We start from the raw sequence: 19,039 nt of genomic DNA, 5'->3' as shown, positions 1-19,039 counted from the left end.
GGACCACGCCATGAGTTCGAACAACCCCGGGTCCGGCTTCTCGCACCAGAAGATCGAGACCAACAACATGCTGATGATCGTGCTGATCCTGCTGGTGATCGCGGTCGGCGGCCTGGTCGAGATCGTGCCGCTGTTCTTCCAGAAGTCGACCACCGAGGCGGTGCAGGGCGTGCAGCCGCTCACGCCGCTGCAACTCGCCGGCCGCGACATCTACGTGCGCGAGGGTTGCTACAACTGCCACTCGCAGATGATCCGCCCCTTCCGAGCCGAGACGCTGCGCTACGGCCACTACTCCGTGGCCGGCGAATTCGTCTACGACCACCCCTTCCAGTGGGGCAGCAAGCGCACCGGCCCCGACCTGCATCGCGTGGGCGGCAAGTACAGCGACGAGTGGCACCGCATCCACCTGAACAACCCGCGCGACGTGGTGCCCGAGTCGAACATGCCTGCCTACGGCTGGCTCGAGAAGACGCCGCTGGACCCGGCCCAATCGGCGCCGCACATGACGGCGCTGCGCCGGGTCGGCGTGCCGTACACCGACGCGCAGATCGCCGCGGCCGCCGTAGAGGTCAAGGGCAGGACCGAGATGGACGCGATGGTGGCCTACCTGCAATCCCTCGGCCTCGCACTCAAGTAAGGACGACAGCGATGGACAGCATCACCACCCTGCGGATCGTCGCCACGCTCGCGTCGTTCGCCACCTTCATCGGCATCCTGGCCTGGGCCTTCTCCGGCCGCCGCGCCAAGGCTTTCGAGGAGGCGGCGCGACTGCCCTTCGAGGAGGACCCGTCGTGAGCGATTTCGTCAACGACTTCTGGTCGCACTTCGTCACCATCGTCGCGGTCGGCAGCATCCTGGCCTGCGGGCTGCTGCTGTGGCTCACCGCGCGTTTCCGCGGCCCTGCCAGCGCGGACGACACCACCGGCCACGTCTGGGACGAAGACCTGCGCGAGATGAACAACCCGATGCCGCGCTGGTGGATGGGCCTGTTCGTCCTGACCATCGTCTTCGGCCTCGGCTACCTGGTCGTGTTCCCCGGCTTGGGCAGCTACCAGGGCACGCTGGCCTGGACGACCTCGGGCGAGTACGCGAAGGAAGTGCAGCACGCCAATGCCGAGCTGGCGCCGGTCTATGCCGCCTACGCCTCCGAGCCGGCCGAGCGCCTCGCGACGGACCCCGGCGCCATGGCGATCGGCGAGCGCCTGTTCCTCAACAACTGCGCCCAGTGCCACGCCTCCGACGCACGCGGCAGCAAGGGCTTCCCCAACCTCACCGATCGCGACTGGCTGCACGGCGGCACACCCGAGAAGATCCGCGAGACCATCGCCCATGGCCGCACAGGCGTCATGCCGCCGATGGGCGATGCGGTCGGCACGGCCGACGACGTGAAGAACCTCGCGAACTACGTCCTGAGCCTGTCGGGCAGCCCGCACGACTCGGTGCGCGCGGGCCTCGGCAAGAGCAAGTTCACCACCTGTGCGGCCTGCCACGGCATCGGCGGCGTGGGCAACACCGCGGTCGGCGCGCCGAACCTGACCGACAAGGTCTGGCTGCACGGCTACGGGCAGGAAGCCATCATCGTGATGATCAACGGCGGAAAGACCAACCAGATGCCGGCTCAGGAGGGGCGCCTCACCGAAGCGCAGATCCACGTGCTGACCGCTTATGTCTGGGGCCTGTCGAACAAGCCGGATGTCGCGGCGGCGCAGTGACCGGAGCAGCGCCATGAGCCACGCGCGCGAGGTGATCCCCATCGTGCCGCTCGCCGCGGAGGAGAAGGGCGTCGGCCTCTACGCAGCCCACCAGAAGGTCTACACGCGCAGCGTCAGCGGCGTCTTCGCGCGCTGGCGCTGGGCCATGGTGTTCGTGACCCAGCTCGTGTTCTACGGGCTGCCCTGGCTCGAATGGGGCCAGCGGCAGTCGGTGCTGTTCGACCTGGGCGCCCGGCGTTTCTTCATCTTCGGGCTCGTGCTCTATCCGCAGGACCTGATCTACCTCACCGGCCTGCTGGTGATCTCGGCGCTGTCGCTGTTCCTCTTCACCGCCGTCGCGGGCCGGCTGTGGTGCGGCTACGCCTGCCCGCAGACGGTCTACACCGAGATCTACATGTGGGTGGAGCAGAAGGTCGAAGGCAGCCGCATTGCGCGCATGCGCATGGACCAGGGCGGCTTCTCGGCGGAGAAGGCGATCAGGAAGTGCCTGAAGCACGCGGTGTGGATTGCGATCGGCTTGTGGACCGGCTTCAGTTTCGTGGGCTACTTCACGCCGATCCGCGAGCTGGGCGCTTCCATGCTTCACGGCACGATGGGCTCCTGGGAGCTCTTCTGGGTGCTGTTCTACGGCTTCGCGACCTACGGCAACGCGGGCTTCATGCGCGAGCAGGTGTGCAAGTACATGTGCCCCTATGCGCGCTTCCAGAGCGCCATGTTCGACCGCGACACCCTGATCGTGAGCTATGACGCGGCCGTCGGCGAACCGCGCGGCGTGCCGGCGAAGGGGCGCCCCGACAGCGCCCCTGCGCTCGGCCATTGCATCGACTGCAAGCTCTGCGTCCAGGTGTGTCCCACGGGCATCGACATCCGCAATGGCCTGCAGCACGAATGCATCGGCTGCGGCCTGTGCGTGGATGCGTGCAACATCGTGATGAAGAAGACGGCGCAGCCGCCAGGACTGATCCGCTACGCCACCCAGAACGGCATGGCAGGCCACTGGACGCCGCGCCAGGTGCTGCTGCGCGTGCTGCGACCCCGCGTGCTGGTCTACGGCGCACTGCTCGCGGTGCTGTCCATCGGCCTCTTCGCCAGTCTCGTGACGCGCACACCGTTGAAGGTCGACGTGGTGCGCGACCGCGCCGCGATGGCGCGCATCGTCGACGGCGGCCAGCTCGAGAACGTGTACCGCCTGCAGATCATGAACGCGACCGAATCGCCGCAGCACTACCGCATCGAGGCCAGCGGCCTCGATGGCCTGCAGGTGGCCTCTGAGCCTGTGGTCGATGTCGCGCCCGCGGAATCGCGCTGGGTGCCGGTGCGACTGCGGCTGCCCTTCGGCGCGGCCGCGAGCGGTTCGCACGAGGTGTATTTCAACGTCCACTCGGAGGACGGCCGGGGCCGGGTGTCCGAGAAGGCCGTGTTCCTGGTTCCCCGATGAAGCCGCGTTCTCCCCGAAGGATCGACATGACGGACACCCGCAACGAAGAAGGCTCCCGCGCCTGCCCGCCCTGGTGGCGCTTTCCGCTCGTCTGGATGGTGATCGCAGGGCCCGGCGTGGTCGTCGTCGCGAGCTTCGTCACGCTGTGGCTGGCGCTCGGCACGCCCGATCCGGTGGTCGACCAGGACTACTACCGCAAAGGCGTGGAGATCAACCGCACGCTCGTCGACAAGAAGCTGATGCCGGCGGTGGCCGGGCGCAACCACGCGGCCACGCCGGATGCGGACGTGGCCGTGCCGAGAAAATGAATTCAGCAGCCCGGGGGATTGACGATGCGGTGCAGCGCGTCCGGGTCGACGATGCGCACCTTGCGCTGCTCCACCTCGACCAGTCCGTCGGCCGCGAACTTCGACAAGGTACGGCTCACCGTCTCCAGCTTGAGCCCGAGGTAGCTGCCGATCTCCTCGCGCGTCATGCGCAGCACCAGCTCGGAGCGCGAGAAGCCGCGCGCGTGCAGCCGCTGCACCAGGTTCAGCAGGAAGGCGGCGAGCCGTTCCTCGGCCCGCATGCTGCCGAGCAGCAGCAGCACGCCTTGCTCGCGCACGATCTCGCGGCTCATGATCTGGTGCACGTGGCGCTGCAGCGCCGTGACTTCGCGCGACAGCTCCTCGATGCGGTCGAAGGGCATCGTGCACACCTCGGAGTCTTCCAGTGCCACCGCGTCGCAGGTGTGATGGCCGTTCACGATGCCGTCGAGGCCGATGATCTCTCCCGCCATCTGGAAGCCGGTGACCTGGTCCCGCCCGTCCTCGCTGGCGAGGCGGGTCTTGAACACGCCCGTGCGGATCGCGTAGAGCGACGTGAAGTTCTCGCCGTTGTGGAACAGCGTCTCGCGCCGCTTGACCTTGCGCCGCGTGGCGACGATGTCGTCGATGCGCTGCAGCTCGGCCGGACTGAGGCCCACCGGCATGCACAGCTCACGCAGGTTGCAATTGGAGCAGGCGACCTTGATGTGTTGGGGTGTCATGGATGCAATCGGGGTCGTTCGGGCATTGTGAGGCGGCGCGCGAACGCCAAGCTTGATGCAGATCAAGGTTTGCGGGTCGGGTCGGCGCCATAGTGCCTCATTCACCGCAGTTTCCCACCGTTTCCCGCCCGCCCGCGATGCTCCTCGCCCCCGCTCCATCCAGCCTGCCGACCGTGGCGCTGCCGCCGCCCTCCGTGCTGAAGCGCTTCGACATCCCCGGGCCGCGCTACACCTCCTACCCCACGGCCGACCGCTTCGTCGATGCCTTCACCGCCGACGCCTATGCGCAGGTGCTCGAACAGCGCGGCGGGGCGGGCGCCGGCACCCGGGCGCTCTCGCTGTACGTGCACATCCCGTTCTGCGAATCGCTCTGCTACTACTGCGCCTGCAACAAGATCGTGACCCGCCACAAGGGCAAGGGCCGCGAGTACCTGCACTACCTCGCGCGCGAGGTCTCGCTGCAGGTCGGCCGGCTCGGACGCGGTGCCACGGTCCGCCAGCTGCACCTGGGCGGCGGCACGCCGACCTTCCTCGACGACGACGGGCTGCGCGAACTCATGGCGCTGCTGCGCGACAACTTCACGCTCGCGCCGGACGGCGAACATTCGATCGAGATCGACCCGCGCACCGTCGACCGCCAGCGGCTCGCGACGCTGGCCGAACTCGGCTTCAACCGCCTGAGCTTCGGCGTGCAGGATTTCGATGCCAATGTGCAGCGGGCGGTGCACCGCATCCAGCACGTGGAACAGGTGTTCGAGCTGATGATGGCTGCGCGCGGCCTCGGCTTCGACTCGGTCAACCTCGACCTGATCTACGGCTTGCCGCGCCAGAGCGCGGCGTCCTTCGACCGCACGCTGGAGCAGGTCTGCGCGCTGCGGCCCGACCGCATCGCGCTCTATGGCTATGCGCACCTGCCCGAACGCTTCAAGCCGCAGCGCCGCATCGCGACCGAATCATTGCCCGACGCCGCGGCCAAGGTCGAGATGCTGTCGCGCTCGATCGCGGCGTTCACCGCGGCCGGCTACGTCTACATCGGCATGGACCACTTCGCGCTGCCGGACGACGCGCTGGCGATCGCCAAGCGGCAGGGCCGGCTGCACCGCAACTTCCAGGGCTACAGCACCCAGCCGGACTGCGACCTCGTGGCGCTCGGCGTATCGGCCATCGGCCGCATCGGCGCCACCTACAGCCAGAACGCCAAGACGCTCGAGGAGTACTACGACGCGCTCGACCAGGGGCGCCTGCCGGTGGTGCGCGGCCTGGCGCTGACACGCGACGACGTGCTGCGGCGCGCGGTCATCATGGCGATCATGTGCCAGGGGCAGGTCGACTTCCAGGCCATCGGCGCAGCGCACCTGGTCGACTTCCGGCAGTACTTCGCGGCCGAACTCGCGGCGCTCGATGCACTCGCGGCAGAGGGCTTCGTTCGCACCAGCGCCCGCGACATCGAAGTGACGCCGCTCGGGTGGTTCTTCGTGCGCGCGATCGCGATGGTGTTCGACCGCTACGTGCAGGCCGATCGAAGGACGCGCTTCTCGCGCATCGTCTGAGCATGCAGGCGGCGCTGCTCGCAACCGCGTTCGTGATGGGGCTGGTCGGTGGGCCGCACTGCGTGGCCATGTGCGGCGCGGCGTGCGAGAGCGTGGTGCGTGTCGTGCGCGTGGTGCGCATTCCCGCCGGTGGCGCTGCCGCGCTCCAGGCCGCGCGGCCTTCGGTGCCCACGGCTGTGTGGTTCCACGCCGGGCGCGTGCTGGGCTACGCCGGTGCAGGCGCCGTCGCGGCGGTCGCGGCCCAGGGCCTCGCGCTCGTCAGCGGGCAGGTGGCTGCCCTGCGTCCCGTGTGGATGCTGCTGCACGTCTTCGTGTTCGCCTGGGGCCTGCTGCTGGCGGCCACCGGCCGCCAGCCGCTGTGGGCGAGCCGCATCGGCCACTGGGCTGCAGCGCGCGTGCAGCGCTTGACCCGCCGCAGCGCTCTCGGCGTGCTGGCCAGCGGCGCGCTGTGGATCGCGATGCCCTGCGGCCTGCTGTATTCGGCGCTGATGCTGGCTGCGCTGGGCAATGGCGTGCTCGCGGGCGCCGGGATCATGGCGCTGTTCGCCGTGGGCAGTGCGCTGTCGCTGCTGCTGGCGCCGTACCTGTGGCGGCGCTTGTGCTCCGGGGCCGGCCTCGTGCCGAAGCAATGGGGCACTCGGCTGGCCGGTGCGCTGCTCGCCGCCGTCGCGCTGCAGGCGGTGTGGATGGACGTGCAGGCGCAGATCGAGGTCTGGTGCCGTTGAGGCGCGTAACGCAAGGTTGATCGGGGTCAACACGCTCCGGGCCCATCTGCCCAACACTGGGTTCCCACCCACAGGAGAGCCCATCATGTTCAAGAAGATCCTCGTCGCAACCGACGGCTCCGAACTTTCGGAGAAGGCCGTCGAGAGCGCCATCGGCCTGGCACGGCAGCACGGCGCCGAACTGGTCGCCTTCACCGTGGCGCGCCGGAAGCCCAGGAGCTACATGGAAGGCACGATGAACAACGGCGCCGACGATGACGTCGAGCGGCAGCGCCTCGAAAACGCGCAGGCGCTGGTCGACGCCGTCGGCGCGCGCGCCCATGCCAGCGGCGTGCAGTGCCATGCGCTGGTGGGCCATTCCAGCCAGGTGGCGGACGCGATCATCGTGGCCGCCGAGAAGCAGCACAGCGAGCTGATCGTGATGGCCTCGCACGGCCGCAAGGGCGTCGGGCGCCTCCTGCTCGGCAGCGAGACGCAGCATGTGCTGACGCACTCGACGCTGCCGGTGCTGGTGCTTCGCTAGATCGCGTGGCGGAAGCCGAGGCTCAGAAGGATTCCCAGTCCCCGCCGGCCGGAACCGCCGCGGGCGCTGGCGCGGGCTTGCGTTGCGCCGATGGCTTCGGAGCCGCAGCCTTCGGTGCCGCGGCGAGCGTGGGGGCGACCCGTTGCTTGCCCGGCGCGGCTTGACCGCCTTCGAGCTTGAAGACGCTCACCACTTGCGACAGGCTGCCCGCCTGCTCTTGCAACGATGCCGCCGCGGCGGCCGCTTCTTCCACCAGCGCGGCGTTCTGCTGCGTCACCTGGTCCATCTGCGTGATGGCTTGGTTGATCTGCTCGATTCCCGAGGTCTGCTCCTGGCTCGCCGCCGTGATCTCGCCCATGATGTCCGTCACCCGCTTCACGCTGTCGACGATCTCTTCCATCGTCTTGCCCGCTTCGGCCACCTGCTTGCTGCCTTCCTCGACCTTTTCCACCGAGTCGCCGATCAGCGTCTTGATCTCCTTGGCTGCGGCGGCCGAGCGCTGGGCCAGGCTGCGGACTTCGGAGGCAACCACGGCAAAGCCACGGCCTTGCTCGCCGGCGCGCGCGGCTTCGACCGCCGCGTTCAGCGCCAGGATGTTGGTCTGGAAGGCGATGCCGTCGATCACACCGATGATGTCCACGATCTTGCGCGACGACGCATTGATCGAGCCCATGGTGTCCACCACCTGGCTGACCACGCTGCCGCCCTTCACCGCCACTTCGGACGCCGACACCGCCAACTGGTTGGCCTGACGCGCGTTGTCCGCGTTCTGCTTCACCGTGCTGGTGAGTTCTTCCATCGACGCCGCCGTCTGCTCCAGCGAGCTTGCCTGCTCCTCGGTGCGCGACGACAGATCCTGATTGCCCGTCGCGATCTGCGTGCTGGCGCTCGACACGTTCACCACCACGCCGTGCACCTGCTGCAGCGAATCCTTCAATGCCGCGCGCATCGCATCGATCGCGCGAAGCAGATGGCCCGTCTCGTCCTGGGCATAGCTCGCCTGCGGCGCACCGGTCAGGTCCATCCCGGCGATGGCCTTGGCCATCTTCTCGGCCCTGCGCAGCGGCCGCGTGATGCTGCGTGTGAGAAACCACGCCAGCAAGCCGCCCAAGGCCAGCGTCAGCACCGTGCACACCGTCAGCAGCGTGCTCGTCTGTGCCCGCAGGTCCTGGCCGCGCTGCGCGGCGGCATCGAGCTGCGCGCGCTGCAGGTCCACCATCTGCTGGACCCCTGCGAGGTAGTTGACCGAGGTGGGCTCGAAGCGCGACGTGAACACGCGGTTCGCGCCATCGAGGTCGCCCGCCAGCTTGAGCTTGCTGACCTCCTCGCGCGCCGCGAGGTATTCCTTGCGCAGCTCGCCGACCTTCTCGAACAACTGGCGTTCCTCGGGCCTGACCATCTGGCCTTCGATGAACTTCTGCAGCTCGTTGGTGTTCTTGATCGACGCCGCGGTCGCCGGCGCAAAGTAGGCGATCAGGCTCGGGTCGCTGCTCTTGGCGATCGCCGCGGCGCGTTGCACGCCTGAGTTGGTGTGGCGCAGCCAGTCGGAGCCCGCCCGCTCGGTCTTGACGCTGTCGTTGACCATCCCGTCGATTTCGACGCCGAGCTGCCGCAGCTTCAGCACCGCAATGACACTGCTCGCCAGGAACAGGGCCAAGATGGCGCCCAGCACAAGGGCCAGGCGCCTGCCAATCGAGAGATTGCTCAAAAACATGATCGTGATTCCGGAAGAAGCGAAGAGGGAGAACGCCGCGGTATATCGGCCGAACGCCGACAAACTTGAGCGGACCCACGCCTCGCACGCTTCCCACGCATGTCGAGCGGACGCGAACCCGTGGGGTTCGCGCAAGGGTTCAGGGGCTTAGAACTTGTACGTCACCGACAGGTACGGGACGATCGGATTGACCTTGAGGCGCGATTCGCTCGTCGCGACCGGCACGCCCGCCACCGTGGTGGTCAGGTTCGCCGTGGTCTTCAGCGGGATGTACGACACCGAGAAGGACATGCCCCAATGCTGGTCGAACTGGTAGGCCGCGCCCAGGTTGAACACCGGGGCGAACGAGCTGTCGAGGTCTGCCGTGGTGGTCGACCGGCCGGCGGGAATGCCCACGCGGCTCGCCAGCGCGCCCTGCAGGCCGGGGGTCAGCTTGACGTCGCTGTACCAGACATAGGTCACGCCGAGGCCGACGAAGGGACGCAGCTTGGCCTCGCCTTCGAGGAAGTAGTACTTGGCGAGCAGCGTGGGGCTCCACTGGCGGGCTTCGCCGAGTTCGCCGATCGGGCCCAGCGTGCCGGCGCCCTGAAGCCTGAACTTCGGCGGCACGCCGATCACGCCTTCGACCGCCCAGTGGCTGTCGATGAAGTACTGGGCGTTGAGGCCCAGCGTGTCGGAGCTGTCGACGTTGGCGCCGGAACCGGGCACGATCGCGGCGCGCGGCGCCGTGAAGGTCAGCGGTTCGCTCGAATCCTGCGGTGCAAAATGCAGCCAGCCGGCACCCACCTGCCAGTCGCCAGCCTTCTGTGCCAATGCGCTGCCCGATCCCAATGCTGCAACAGCAGCCAGCGCAAGCAGTTTTGTCTTCGTCATGAAAGTCTCATCTCTAGGTTGAAGGGAGCCTTTAGGATGCGGTGCCGTTTAATTAGTTTGCCCCACCCTGTCACATGTGTAACAGGCTCCGGCGTGCCGATCAACGGAACCAAGCCAGTGCTCACTTTACTCGCCCGAAGCACCCTCAACTTTTTTGCTGGCCTGTCGATATAGAGGCTGGTTCTCCAGGGATCTTCTAACCAGAGATCATTCGGCCCGCTTCGGCGGGCTCTTTTTTTGCCCGCCGCCCGGATCAGGACCGCCGTTCGGCAAGGCCGTGCATGCGGAGCCCGGCATGGCGCGCCACGCTGCCTTGCCGGAAGAAGGCGGCCCAGTCGCTTCGCTCGCGCGCCTCGATGTTGATGAGCTCGTCGGCCACCGTCACGAGCCGCAAGGCCTCCTCGCCCGTCAGCGCGTTCGACGAATAGAGAAAGCGCAACTGGCAGTCCCCCACGCCGATCGCGTCGCCGTTCTTCAGCGCGCGCTCCACCACGCGCGCCTGGTTGACGTAGGTGCCGTTGCGGCTCGCCATGTCGCGCACGACGAAGCGGTCGCCCGTCCATCGGATGGCCGCGTGATGGCGGCTCACCCCCAGGCTGTCGATGTGCACCCCGCACGTCGGGTCGCGTCCGATCGTCGTGATCGGCCCCTTGATATTGACCTGCCGAACGCTGCCGTGCGGGGTCAGGACGATGAGTCTGGACATTTCATCACTCGCTGCTCGATGGTTGAAAGTGATTGCATTTCGGCTCCCTGTCTCGATTCCTGAAGGCCCGCGCTTGTCGCGGGGCGGTAACTTTTGGCAATCCGGCGGCCCGGCGTCACGACCATCGTTTGCAAGCCCACCCTCGAGCGGCCTGTAACATGATTCGAGCGGCGAGCCCGCCGCTGCCTGCAACCGGACTCAACACTGGAGCGAACATGATTGGAAGAATCCTTGCCGTCGTCCTTGCCGCCACGCTGCTGGCGGCCTGTGCGAGCACAGCGACCGTCAAGACCGACTTCGACCCCAAGGCCCAGTTCGGCAGCTTCCGCAGCTACAACTGGATCACTTCCGACAGCGGCAGCGATGCCGTGATGCCCCAGAGCGTCGTCGCAGGCATCGACGCCCGGCTGCAGGCCGCGGGATGGAAGCGCGTGGCCGAAGGCGACGTGCACGTCGCGGCGCACGTCACCCGCGTGCAGGGCCAGACCTTCAACAACTTCTACAGCGGCATCGGCCACGATCTCAACTGGCTGGGCATCGGCAGCGGCTGGCCGGGCTACGCGACCATGTCGGTCGACAACTATGAAAAGGGCACGCTGGTGGTCGACATGTTCGACGCACGCACCAAGCGTGCGATCTGGCGCGGCAGCGCCAGCGGGGTGCTGCCCGACGATCCCTCGCGGGTGAACGCCGCGGTGCAGTCGGCGCTCGACAGGCTGTTCGCCGGCTTCCCGCCCGGCGGCGCGTCAGCACGCTAGGGCGCCCACCGCCTTCAAGGCCCTCCGAACGCGTAGCGAAGCCCCCCGCTGAACAGCCAGTTCTTCCAGCCGGCCGTGCCGGTGTTCTGCTGCCAGGCGACGTCCGCGTAGACGGAGAGGCGCTTGTTCACCATTCCGCTGACGCCGCCGCCCACCTGCCAGCCGCTTCCGAACTTGCCCAGTTGGAAGTTGGTCGCCCCGATCACGACGCTCCCGGGGTCGCTCGCACCATAGAGATAGTTCAGCTTGAGATAGGGCGTCAGGCGCGTGCCCGAACCCGTCTCCATCGGTCGCGTCAGCCGGGCGCCGATGCGCCAGACGCTCTGGCTCTGGTTTCCCAGCCGGGTGTTGATGCCGTCGGCATCCCTGAAGTCGTCGAACCGGACCTGCTGCCAGACGTATTGGAGTTGGGGCTCGATCTCGAAGCCCGTGGACGCGATGGGCAGCGGATAGCCCACCTCGGTCGAGGCCGCATAGGTATTCCCGTCGAAGTTGGCGACGTCGCCGCCGAAATAGGCTGCCGATGACGTCTTGGCCTTGAGATCGCCCGCGGACACGATGAAGTCCGCGTACCAGCCCTGGCGATCCAGGTAGGTCGCGAGGGCGGACAGGGTCCGCGTATCGGTGTTCGTCTGACTCGGGCCGTCGAGCGGCGCGTCGGGGGACAGCTTCGACCTGCCGAGGCTCAGCGCGCCTCCCACTCGCCACACGCCTGCATCGTCTCTTCGCAGCAGCGCGCTGCCGCCCACCTGGAAGGCGGTGTAGTCCTGGTTGGCATCGAAGCCGTAGTTGCCGAAGCTGAGGTTGGTCCGGTAGTCGAATGAAGAGCCATAGACGCGGGCAAAGCCCTCGAACGGCTCACGGCCCCCCATTCGCTCCGAATCCCGGACCTCGCCCAGCCTTCGATGCAGGCTGTCCAGGTCCTGAAGTCCGGCATTGAGCATGGCACCGGGCATCGTCAGGTAGGAAGCCACCTGTGGCGCAACGAGCGGGCGCTCGGAGTCCGAGATGAATTCGGGCTTGTCGATGTCCGGGCTCGGAGGTGGCGGCAGCGGCGGCGGCTCAGGTGCGGGGGCCGGCGGAGGCGATGGCGGAGGCGGTTCGGGCGACGGGACCGGCGGAGGCGGGCCCGGTGGTGGTGGTGGTGGTGGCGGCGGAGGTGGAGGGGGCGGCGGCTCCGGGATGCTGCTCCCGATCGGGCGCGTGAGCCGGTAGTCCCAGTAGCCAGTGGGATTCCCGACCAGACTCTGCGATGGCGCTGCCGGGCCGTTCTGCGAGCCCGGCCCGAAGGGATAGAGCCTGTACTGATAGGGCGTCCCGCCCGTCACATACCCATGCTCCAGAAGAAAAGTGGCCGGTGCCGAGCTTCCGGCCACCTGGATGATGGAGATGCCGGTGTCCGGCAAGACGTCGTCCACGCTTTCCCCGCCGAAGACGTTCCGCGTGACGCGGCTTCCCGATACGCGACTGGCCGCATCGATCAGGGCCTGGCGGGTGGCGGGAGAAGGATCGAGCAGCGTCGCGAAATTGACCAGCGTGGCGCCGCTCGCATTCCCGCGGACGAGGAGCCGATCGGTGATCTGCGCCGAGATCGGGCCCTGAAGTTCCTCATCGAGCAGCGCACCCATCAGCAGCTTGCTGCCAGCGCCGCCCTGGAAGTTGCCCGACACGATCAGCGCATTGCCGAACTGCAATCCACCCGTCATGGCGATCACGCCCTTGTTCACCATCGAGCCGTCGAGCTGCATGAAGGCCGGCAGCGTGGCGTCCGGATAGGCAAAGCCCCTTCCGACGTAGACGTACCCGTTGTTGGTGAGCGTACCCACCAGCCTGCTGTCGTAGGCCGCAAGCGAAGCCAGCGGACCGACCGTGATGGTTTCCGCACTGAGCACCGCCCCGGAGGTGCCTGGCGCTCCGATGGCAAGCAGTCCGCTGCTGACCGTGCTGACCTTGGCCTCGGTCCGCCCGAGCAGCGTCCAGCGGTCCCCCGTCATGTCGAGGGCCCCGAAGTTCAGGAAGTCGTTGCGTGCCGTTCCTGAGCCCTGGAAGATCACGCGACTCGTGCCGCCACCGAGCGCCGGCCCATTGAGCAAGGCGCCCGTCTGCATCGTCAGCTTGCCATTGCCCGTTTCGAACCAGACGGACGCAGTGCTCCCGCCGATCGTGCCGGCCGTCGTGATGTCGGCAGAGCCGTTTCGCGTGTGGACGCCGTACGTCGCCCCGCTGATCGATGCGCCCGCCGCGTTGACGAGCTGACCGCCGGCGCTGAAGTCCACGCCGATGCCGCTGGTCGCTTGAACCGTGCCGGCATTGCTCATCGTCTGCGAGCCATTGACGAACTGGACGCCGTAGGCCGTGCCGCTCACCCGTGCGCCTGCGGCGTTCTGGAAGTTGAGGTTGCCGCCTTCCAGCCGCACGCCCGCGCCATTGCTGGCCGTGATCGTGCCGCTGTTGGTCGCAGCGTCGTTCGCGTTGAGGAGGTAGACGCCATAAGTACCGCCGGCGATCACGCCACCCCCCTGGTTGGTCACCGTCCCTCCCGCCCGGAACTGCACACCGGGGCCCACCGAGGCGCTGATCGATCCGAAGTTGTCCAGCGTGCCTTGCGAGTTGACGATGGTCAGCCCGCCGCCGACGCCGCTCACCGTGCCCGCGGCCTGATTCGTCAGCCGCGTACCGGCCTGCAGATACACGGCATAGGTGTTGGCGTCGAGACTGGTCAGGCCCCCGAAGTTGGTGACTTGCCAGGCGCGGTTCTGTCCGAACAGGGCCTGCCCGCTGTTCACGGTCACCGTGGTGTTCGGCACCACGTTGACCAATTGGCTGCCGCCCGGATTGTTCTGGCTGTCGAGCTGAACGGTGCTCGTGATGTTTCCGCTCACGATGACATCCGCGAACGTCGATCCTGGAGAACAGGCAAGCATGGCAGCGGCTATCGCGACCGCTCTCCGAGGGAATGCGTCTACCGGCTGAAGCATGGGCATGCCTTTCTGGTCGACCGGTCATCCTAGCGACGGCCTTCGACGAGGTCACCGTCAGCGTGGCGAATTCACGTCACCCGCAGATCGCGAGCTTTCAACTCCAGAGCCAGCGCGGCCGCATCGGTGAACTCGTACGCCTGCAGCCCGGCCCGCAGCGCACCCGCCACATTGCTTTCGACATCGTCGATGAAGAAGGTCTCGCCGGGCGACACGCCCAATGCCTCGACGCAGCGCAGATAAGCCTGGGGGGCCGGCTTCGTCGCACCGAATGCGGCGGTGGTGTGGATCGTGTCGCCGAACAGCGCGGCCACTTCGGGGCACAGCCTGTCCATGTGCAGGGCGAGCAGGCGGCAGTTATTGGTGAAGATCGCGATCCTGCAATGGGAGGAGACGTCCTGTGCCATCCGGAGCACCCCCGCATCCAGCGTCATGGCCGCTCGCCGTGCGTCCAGCCAGGCATCGAGCGTCACGGGGCTTCCGAGGAGCCGGCCCAGTTCGTCGAGGTAATCGTCATCGCCGATCAGGCCCGCATCGGCCCGCGACTCCAGCCCGGTGCCCCAGATGGCATGGCGCACCGCCTCGGCGCTCCGGTGCGTCGAGGCCGCCAGATGCTCGACCCGCGCGGAGCGGTCGTAGTGGCAGAGCACGCCGTCCAGGTCGAACAGCACCAGGGAGATCGATGCGTTCATGGGCCCGTCCGGCGTGTCGCCTGTGTCGGCCCTAGCCGCCGGCGACGCGGCAGGCGGCCCGGATGATGCGATTCGTGGGATTGGGCTCGACGTCGAGGAAGCGCATGGGCCGGCGATCCGTCGAATAGTCAGTGATCTTGTGCGGCTCGCCTTGCCAGAGCGGCACCGGGTAGAAGGCCGCGTACAGATACTCGGCCTTGCGCGCCCGGCAGTCGAAGGCCACCTGCGACTCGTACGAGCGGTACGGCACCTTCTCCCAGTTGAGCCTTTCCGTTGCCCGGCTCACGCGCACGTTCATGGTCTTGACGGCACCGCTGGTCTTGATCGCGACCGGGTCGACCTCGACCGTATCCACGGACGCATCGCGCGGATTGCCTGTCACGGTGAACCAACGGGTCTGAGCTTCAGCCTGGCAGCCCACGAGGCCAAGCAACACGAGCCACCTTCTCACGTCGAAATCCTTTTGCTGGCGAACTTTTTGATTCTAGCCAGCGGCCGACGCGCTCCGAGCCCGCTCAATCGACCCGAACGACCTCCGGATCAGGCGCGCCGTGGAGGCGCTCCACCTCCGTCGCGCGCCGCGCCAGCACGGCCCGCTGGTTGATGTAGCCCTTGTCGGTGATCTCGCCCGCGTCGATGTCCGGCGGCGCGGAAAGCACCAGCGCCCGCACGGGGCATTGCGACGAGCCGCCACCCGCGTCGCGCAACTCCCGCATCACGCGTTGCAGCGCGGCCTGCCATTCCTCGCGTGGTCGTGACGCAGCCTGTGGACTCGGAAACACCATCATCCCGATCTCGTCGCGGTCGTGCCCGGTGATCACGATGTCCTGTGCCAGCGGCGCGAGCCGCGACACGAGGTCGACGCGCAGCGTGCCCACCGACACCCACGTCCCGCTCGTGAGCTTGAAGTCCTCCGCCACGCGGCCGTGGAACATCACGCCGCGCTCCGGCCGCTGCGTGTCCGCGAGAAAGCCCGCATCGCCGATGCGGTAGTAGCCCTCGCCGTCGAAGGCTTCCGATGTTTCACGCGGCGCGTTGCGGTAGCCGGGGAACACCGACACCCCCTTCACCCGCATCTCCAGCTTGTCGCCGTTGGGCACGAACTTCAGCTCCAGCCCCGGCAAGGGCGCGCCGATGCAGCCCGCGCCATCGAGCCGCCAATGCGCAGTAGTGATGGCCGGCGAGGTCTCCGTCGCGCCCCACGACGTCGTGAGCCACAGCGGCCGCGCAGGGCGCGCACGCCGTGCGACGGCCTCCAGGCGCTGCCACGTCGAAGGCGCCAGCGCCGCAGCCGCATAGAAGGCCAGCCGCAGGCGCGACATGACCTCCGCCGCCAGGGCGTCGTCCGCTTCGAGGAAGGGCAGCAGCATGTCGTAGCCGCGCGGCACGTTGAACAGCAGCGTCGGCCGCACCTCGCGCAGGTTGCGCACCGTCTTCTCGATCAGCCCCGGCGCCGGCCGGCCCTCGTCGATGTAGAGCGCGCCGCCATGGCACAGCACCATGTTGAAGTTGTGGTTCGCGCCGAAGGTGTGGCTCCAGGGCAGCCAGTCGACCAGCACCGGCTTCTCCTCGTCGAGGAAGCGCCAGGTCTGCGCCATCATCTGCTGGTTGGCGCACAGCATGCGGTTCGTGTTGATCACCACCTTCGGCTTGCCGGTCGAGCCCGAGGTCAGCAGGTACTTGGCATGGTCGTCGGGAATGATCGCCTCGAAGGCCTGCATCACGGCCGGCGTCTCCTGCGCCTGCATCAAGGGCTCGAAGGGAAGGGCGCCGGGGTGCGTGTCGGCATGGCGGCTGAACACCTTCACCGCATCGACATCGCAGCCCGCCAGCGCCGGCCCGTACACCTTGGCGTCCGATGCGTAGATCAACGCCGGATCGAGCGTGCGCAGCATGCCGTGCAGCCGCGTCGGGTCCTTCGCCATGCGCGAGTAGGCGCTGGAGAGCGAACACGCCGTGCGGCCGATGTGCATTGTCCCGAGCATCAGCACGGCATGGTCGATCGCGTTGTCCGAGAGGATCACCACCGGCCGGTGCTTCGGGATGCCCATCTCCAGCAGGCTCTGCGCCACCGCACCTACGGCGCGGCGCAATGCGCGGTAGTCGAGCTTGCGCCAGCCTTCGCCGCTGTCGTCGCGCTCCGCGAGTGCCAGCGCGTCGGGTGTTTCACGTGACCAGCGCTCCAGCCATTCGCCGATGCAACGCGCATAGGGCTTGAGCGCGACCGGCGAACGCAGCGCAAAGGAACCGTCATCGAAATCGATGCGTACCGTGCGTGGCGGCGCGAGCTGGCTTTCGTCTTCGAAGAAGCCGGGAGTCGTCATGGTCTTGTCTCCTGAGTCGGTCTGCCGCGCGGGGTGCGAGGGCAGCCGCCCTTTTGTCAATCGAGTGTGCCGCTCGCGGCCTTGGCGCGAATCAGGTTCAACAGCAGGGTGTCGCGAGTTGCTTCGAGATCGCTCGTGCGCCGCGTGCCGAGTTCTTCCGCCACACCCTCCGCCACCTGCTGCTTGAGTCCGGCCGTCATCGCCGGCGCACCGAGGTCGTGCCACCAGTCCTCGATCGGCCCGCCCAGGTGATCGAGCAGATGCGCGATGCCGCCCGCGCCGCCCGAGAGATGCAGGTTCATGAACGGCCCCATCACCGCCCAGCGCAAGCCCGGCCCGTGCGCGATGGCCGTGTCGATATCCGCTACGGACGCCACTCCCTGGTCCACCAGATGGAAAGCCTCGCGCCACAGCGCCGCCTGCAGCCGGTTCGCGATGTGGCCCTTGACCTCGCGCTTCACGTGGATCGGCCGCTTGCCGATCGCGCTGTAGAAAGCCATCGTGCGCTCGATCGTGTCGGCCGACGTGTGCTCCCCGCCCACCACTTCCACCAGCGGAATCAGGTGCGGCGGATTGAAGGGATGCCCGAGCACCACGCGCTCCGGATGCCGGCATTCGGACTGCACACCCGTGATCGCCAGCCCCGACGAACTGGAGGCGAGCAGCGTGCGCGGCGACGCCGCGGCATCCATGCGCCGGAACAGGTCGATCTTGATGTCGATGCGCTCCGGCCCGTTCTCTTGCACGAAGTCGGCCCCGGCCACCGCGTCTTCGAGCCGCTCATGAAAACGCAGCCGCTCCACCGATGCCCCTTCGGCCAGTCCGAAGCGCTCCATCGTCGGCCAATGCTGCGCCACGGCCGCACGCAGCCGCGCCTCGGCGCCGGGCGAGGGATCGGTCGCATCCACATCCAGGCCCCGCGCAAGGAAGTACGCCGCCCAGCTCGCACCGATCACGCCGGTGGCAACCACCGCCACCCGCTTCACCACCGGACCTGCCCCCGCGCCCATCACAGCCCTCGCCGCGATTCGGCAGCCGCAGGAGCGAACTCCGGCAGCGGCAAGCCACGCCGCGGCAGCCCCATCATCTCGCGCGCTTCCGCAGGCGTGGCCGGCTCCATGTCCATCTCGCGAATCACCCGCACGATGCGTTCGGTCAACTGCAGGTTGGTCGCCAGCTCGCCGTGGCGGTAGTAGAGGTTGTCCTCCAGCCCTACGCGCGCATGGCCGCCGAGCAGCAGCGCGCTGATGTTCGCCTCCAGCTGCGAAGGCCCGATGCCGCTCACGCAGAAGATCGCGCCCTTGGGCAGCGTGTCCACCATCATCTGCAGATGGCGTGGCGAGAAGGGCATCGCGTTCTGGAAGTTGCGATGCACGTTCATCACCAGGTTGATGAAGTAGGGCTCCTCGTCCAGCCCTTCGTGGATCAGCGTCGTCGTGTCCTGCAGGATGTGCGTGGGGCTGAACACCTCCCACTCGGGCTTGATGCCGCGCGCCTTCATGCCCGCGGCCAGCTCGCGGCCCTTGCCGAGCGGCGTGTCCATCAGGATGTCGCGACCCTCGAAGGAGAGATTGAGCGTCGTCGCGTCCAGCGTGCACATCTCGGCGCCCGCATCCATGCCCTTGATGCGCTCGTCCCACGCGATCTCCCAGCGGTTGCCCGGCAGCGGCTTCACCATGTCGCCGTGCACGCCGCCGCCCGTGGAGTTGTTGATCACGATGTCGCAACCGGCCGCGCGGATGCGCGTGTTGATGTCGCGGTACACGTCGGCATTGCACGTCGCGCCATCGTCGGGCCGGCGCGCGTGGATCGCGGCCACGCTGGCCCCGGCGTTCCAGCAGCGCACCACGTCCTCGGCGATCTCGGCGGGCTGCGTGGGGAGATGGGGGTTCTGCGATTTGTGCGCCATCCCGCCCGTGGGGGCGATGGTCACGATCACCTTGCGCTTCGACATGAGGTTTCTCCTGTGAACAGCGCGCTATTATTTTTGGCTGCCGCCGCCGAGGCAGTCATCGCGAC

At 67.6% G+C, this 19,039-nt stretch carries 19 protein-coding genes; 9 read left to right on the top strand and 10 right to left on the bottom strand.

Going from position 1 to position 19,039, the window contains the following annotated elements:
• Positions 1-10: 10 nt before the first annotated feature.
• Genes ccoO through QTH97_RS20925 form a run of 5 tightly spaced genes read left to right on the top strand, consistent with a single transcriptional unit; the run spans position 11 to position 3,458 of the window.
• Positions 11-637 (top strand): cytochrome-c oxidase, cbb3-type subunit II, encoded by a 627-nt coding sequence (gene ccoO, locus QTH97_RS20945; protein WP_286570387.1) that lies wholly within the window; start codon positions 11-13, stop codon positions 635-637.
• 11 nt (positions 638-648) lie between these two features.
• On the top strand, positions 649-795 hold the full coding sequence (locus tag QTH97_RS20940; protein WP_286570386.1) for a cbb3-type cytochrome oxidase subunit 3: 147 nt from the start codon (positions 649-651) through the stop codon (positions 793-795).
• Complete coding sequence (ccoP, locus tag QTH97_RS20935; protein WP_286570385.1) at positions 792-1,712, top strand: cytochrome-c oxidase, cbb3-type subunit III; 921 nt, start codon at positions 792-794, stop codon at positions 1,710-1,712. The genes QTH97_RS20940 and ccoP overlap by 4 nt, the downstream gene beginning before the upstream one ends.
• 13 nt (positions 1,713-1,725) lie before the next feature.
• The gene (ccoG, locus tag QTH97_RS20930) at positions 1,726-3,150 is read left to right on the top strand and encodes a cytochrome c oxidase accessory protein CcoG (protein WP_286570384.1); all 1,425 of its coding nucleotides are present in this window, start codon (positions 1,726-1,728) and stop codon (positions 3,148-3,150) included.
• A gap of 26 nt (positions 3,151-3,176) precedes the next feature.
• A complete protein-coding gene (locus tag QTH97_RS20925) occupies positions 3,177-3,458 on the top strand; it encodes a FixH family protein (protein ID WP_286570383.1) in 282 nt (93 codons plus the stop codon).
• 2 nt (positions 3,459-3,460) lie between these two features.
• Here QTH97_RS20925 and fnr read toward each other — a convergent pair whose 3' ends face one another.
• A complete protein-coding gene (fnr, locus tag QTH97_RS20920) occupies positions 3,461-4,177 on the bottom strand; it encodes a fumarate/nitrate reduction transcriptional regulator Fnr (RefSeq protein WP_286570382.1) in 717 nt (238 codons plus the stop codon).
• A 137-nt stretch (positions 4,178-4,314) separates the two neighbouring features.
• On the opposite strand from fnr, the gene hemN reads away from it, so the two are divergent.
• From hemN to QTH97_RS20905, 3 genes are all read left to right on the top strand, one after another.
• Positions 4,315-5,727: an oxygen-independent coproporphyrinogen III oxidase gene (gene hemN, locus QTH97_RS20915; protein ID WP_286570381.1), complete on the top strand. Its 1,413-nt coding sequence runs from the start codon at positions 4,315-4,317 to the stop codon at positions 5,725-5,727.
• A 2-nt stretch (positions 5,728-5,729) separates the two neighbouring features.
• On the top strand, positions 5,730-6,452 hold the full coding sequence (locus QTH97_RS20910; RefSeq protein WP_286570380.1) for a sulfite exporter TauE/SafE family protein: 723 nt from the start codon (positions 5,730-5,732) through the stop codon (positions 6,450-6,452).
• An 85-nt stretch (positions 6,453-6,537) separates the two neighbouring features.
• Entirely contained in the window at positions 6,538-6,975 is a 438-nt protein-coding gene (locus QTH97_RS20905; protein WP_286570379.1) for a universal stress protein, read from the top strand.
• Between the two features lie 22 nt (positions 6,976-6,997).
• Here QTH97_RS20905 and QTH97_RS20900 read toward each other — a convergent pair whose 3' ends face one another.
• From QTH97_RS20900 to QTH97_RS20890, 3 genes are all read right to left on the bottom strand, one after another.
• A complete protein-coding gene (locus QTH97_RS20900) occupies positions 6,998-8,689 on the bottom strand; it encodes a methyl-accepting chemotaxis protein (RefSeq protein ID WP_286570378.1) in 1,692 nt (563 codons plus the stop codon).
• 147 nt (positions 8,690-8,836) lie between these two features.
• Positions 8,837-9,562 (bottom strand): OmpW/AlkL family protein, encoded by a 726-nt coding sequence (locus tag QTH97_RS20895; protein ID WP_286570377.1) that lies wholly within the window; start codon positions 9,560-9,562, stop codon positions 8,837-8,839.
• Between the two features lie 253 nt (positions 9,563-9,815).
• Entirely contained in the window at positions 9,816-10,268 is a 453-nt protein-coding gene (locus QTH97_RS20890; protein ID WP_286570376.1) for an FHA domain-containing protein, read from the bottom strand.
• A 215-nt stretch (positions 10,269-10,483) separates the two neighbouring features.
• Between QTH97_RS20890 and QTH97_RS20885 the strand changes: the two genes are divergently transcribed.
• Positions 10,484-11,026 carry a DUF4136 domain-containing protein gene (locus tag QTH97_RS20885; RefSeq protein WP_286570375.1) on the top strand — a complete coding sequence of 181 codons (543 nt, stop codon included), beginning with the start codon at positions 10,484-10,486 and terminating at the stop codon, positions 11,024-11,026.
• Positions 11,027-11,040: 14 nt separating this feature from the next.
• On the opposite strand, the gene QTH97_RS20880 is transcribed toward QTH97_RS20885, so the two are convergent.
• From QTH97_RS20880 to QTH97_RS20855, 6 genes are all read right to left on the bottom strand, one after another.
• Positions 11,041-13,908: an autotransporter outer membrane beta-barrel domain-containing protein gene (locus QTH97_RS20880; RefSeq protein WP_286570374.1), complete on the bottom strand. Its 2,868-nt coding sequence runs from the start codon at positions 13,906-13,908 to the stop codon at positions 11,041-11,043.
• Between the two features lie 167 nt (positions 13,909-14,075).
• On the bottom strand, positions 14,076-14,696 hold the full coding sequence (locus QTH97_RS20875) for an HAD family hydrolase (protein ID WP_286570373.1): 621 nt from the start codon (positions 14,694-14,696) through the stop codon (positions 14,076-14,078).
• Positions 14,697-14,727: 31 nt separating this feature from the next.
• Positions 14,728-15,147 carry a surface-adhesin E family protein gene (locus QTH97_RS20870; protein WP_286570372.1) on the bottom strand — a complete coding sequence of 140 codons (420 nt, stop codon included), beginning with the start codon at positions 15,145-15,147 and terminating at the stop codon, positions 14,728-14,730.
• A 64-nt stretch (positions 15,148-15,211) separates the two neighbouring features.
• Positions 15,212-17,020: a feruloyl-CoA synthase gene (locus QTH97_RS20865; protein ID WP_286570371.1), complete on the bottom strand. Its 1,809-nt coding sequence runs from the start codon at positions 17,018-17,020 to the stop codon at positions 15,212-15,214.
• Positions 17,021-17,076: 56 nt separating this feature from the next.
• Entirely contained in the window at positions 17,077-18,030 is a 954-nt protein-coding gene (locus QTH97_RS20860) for a 3-hydroxyacyl-CoA dehydrogenase NAD-binding domain-containing protein (RefSeq protein WP_286570370.1), read from the bottom strand.
• A complete protein-coding gene (locus tag QTH97_RS20855) occupies positions 18,030-18,974 on the bottom strand; it encodes a beta-keto acid cleavage family enzyme (protein ID WP_286570369.1) in 945 nt (314 codons plus the stop codon). Before QTH97_RS20855 ends, QTH97_RS20860 begins: the two co-directional genes overlap by 1 nt.
• Between the last annotated feature and the right edge of the window lie 65 nt (positions 18,975-19,039).

The organism is Variovorax gracilis (assembly GCF_030317115.1).
Taxonomy (GTDB): domain Bacteria; phylum Pseudomonadota; class Gammaproteobacteria; order Burkholderiales; family Burkholderiaceae_C; genus Variovorax; species Variovorax gracilis.
The sequence above is the reverse complement of the archived record's forward strand: the minus strand, read 5'-3'. Positions and strand labels throughout refer to the sequence as shown.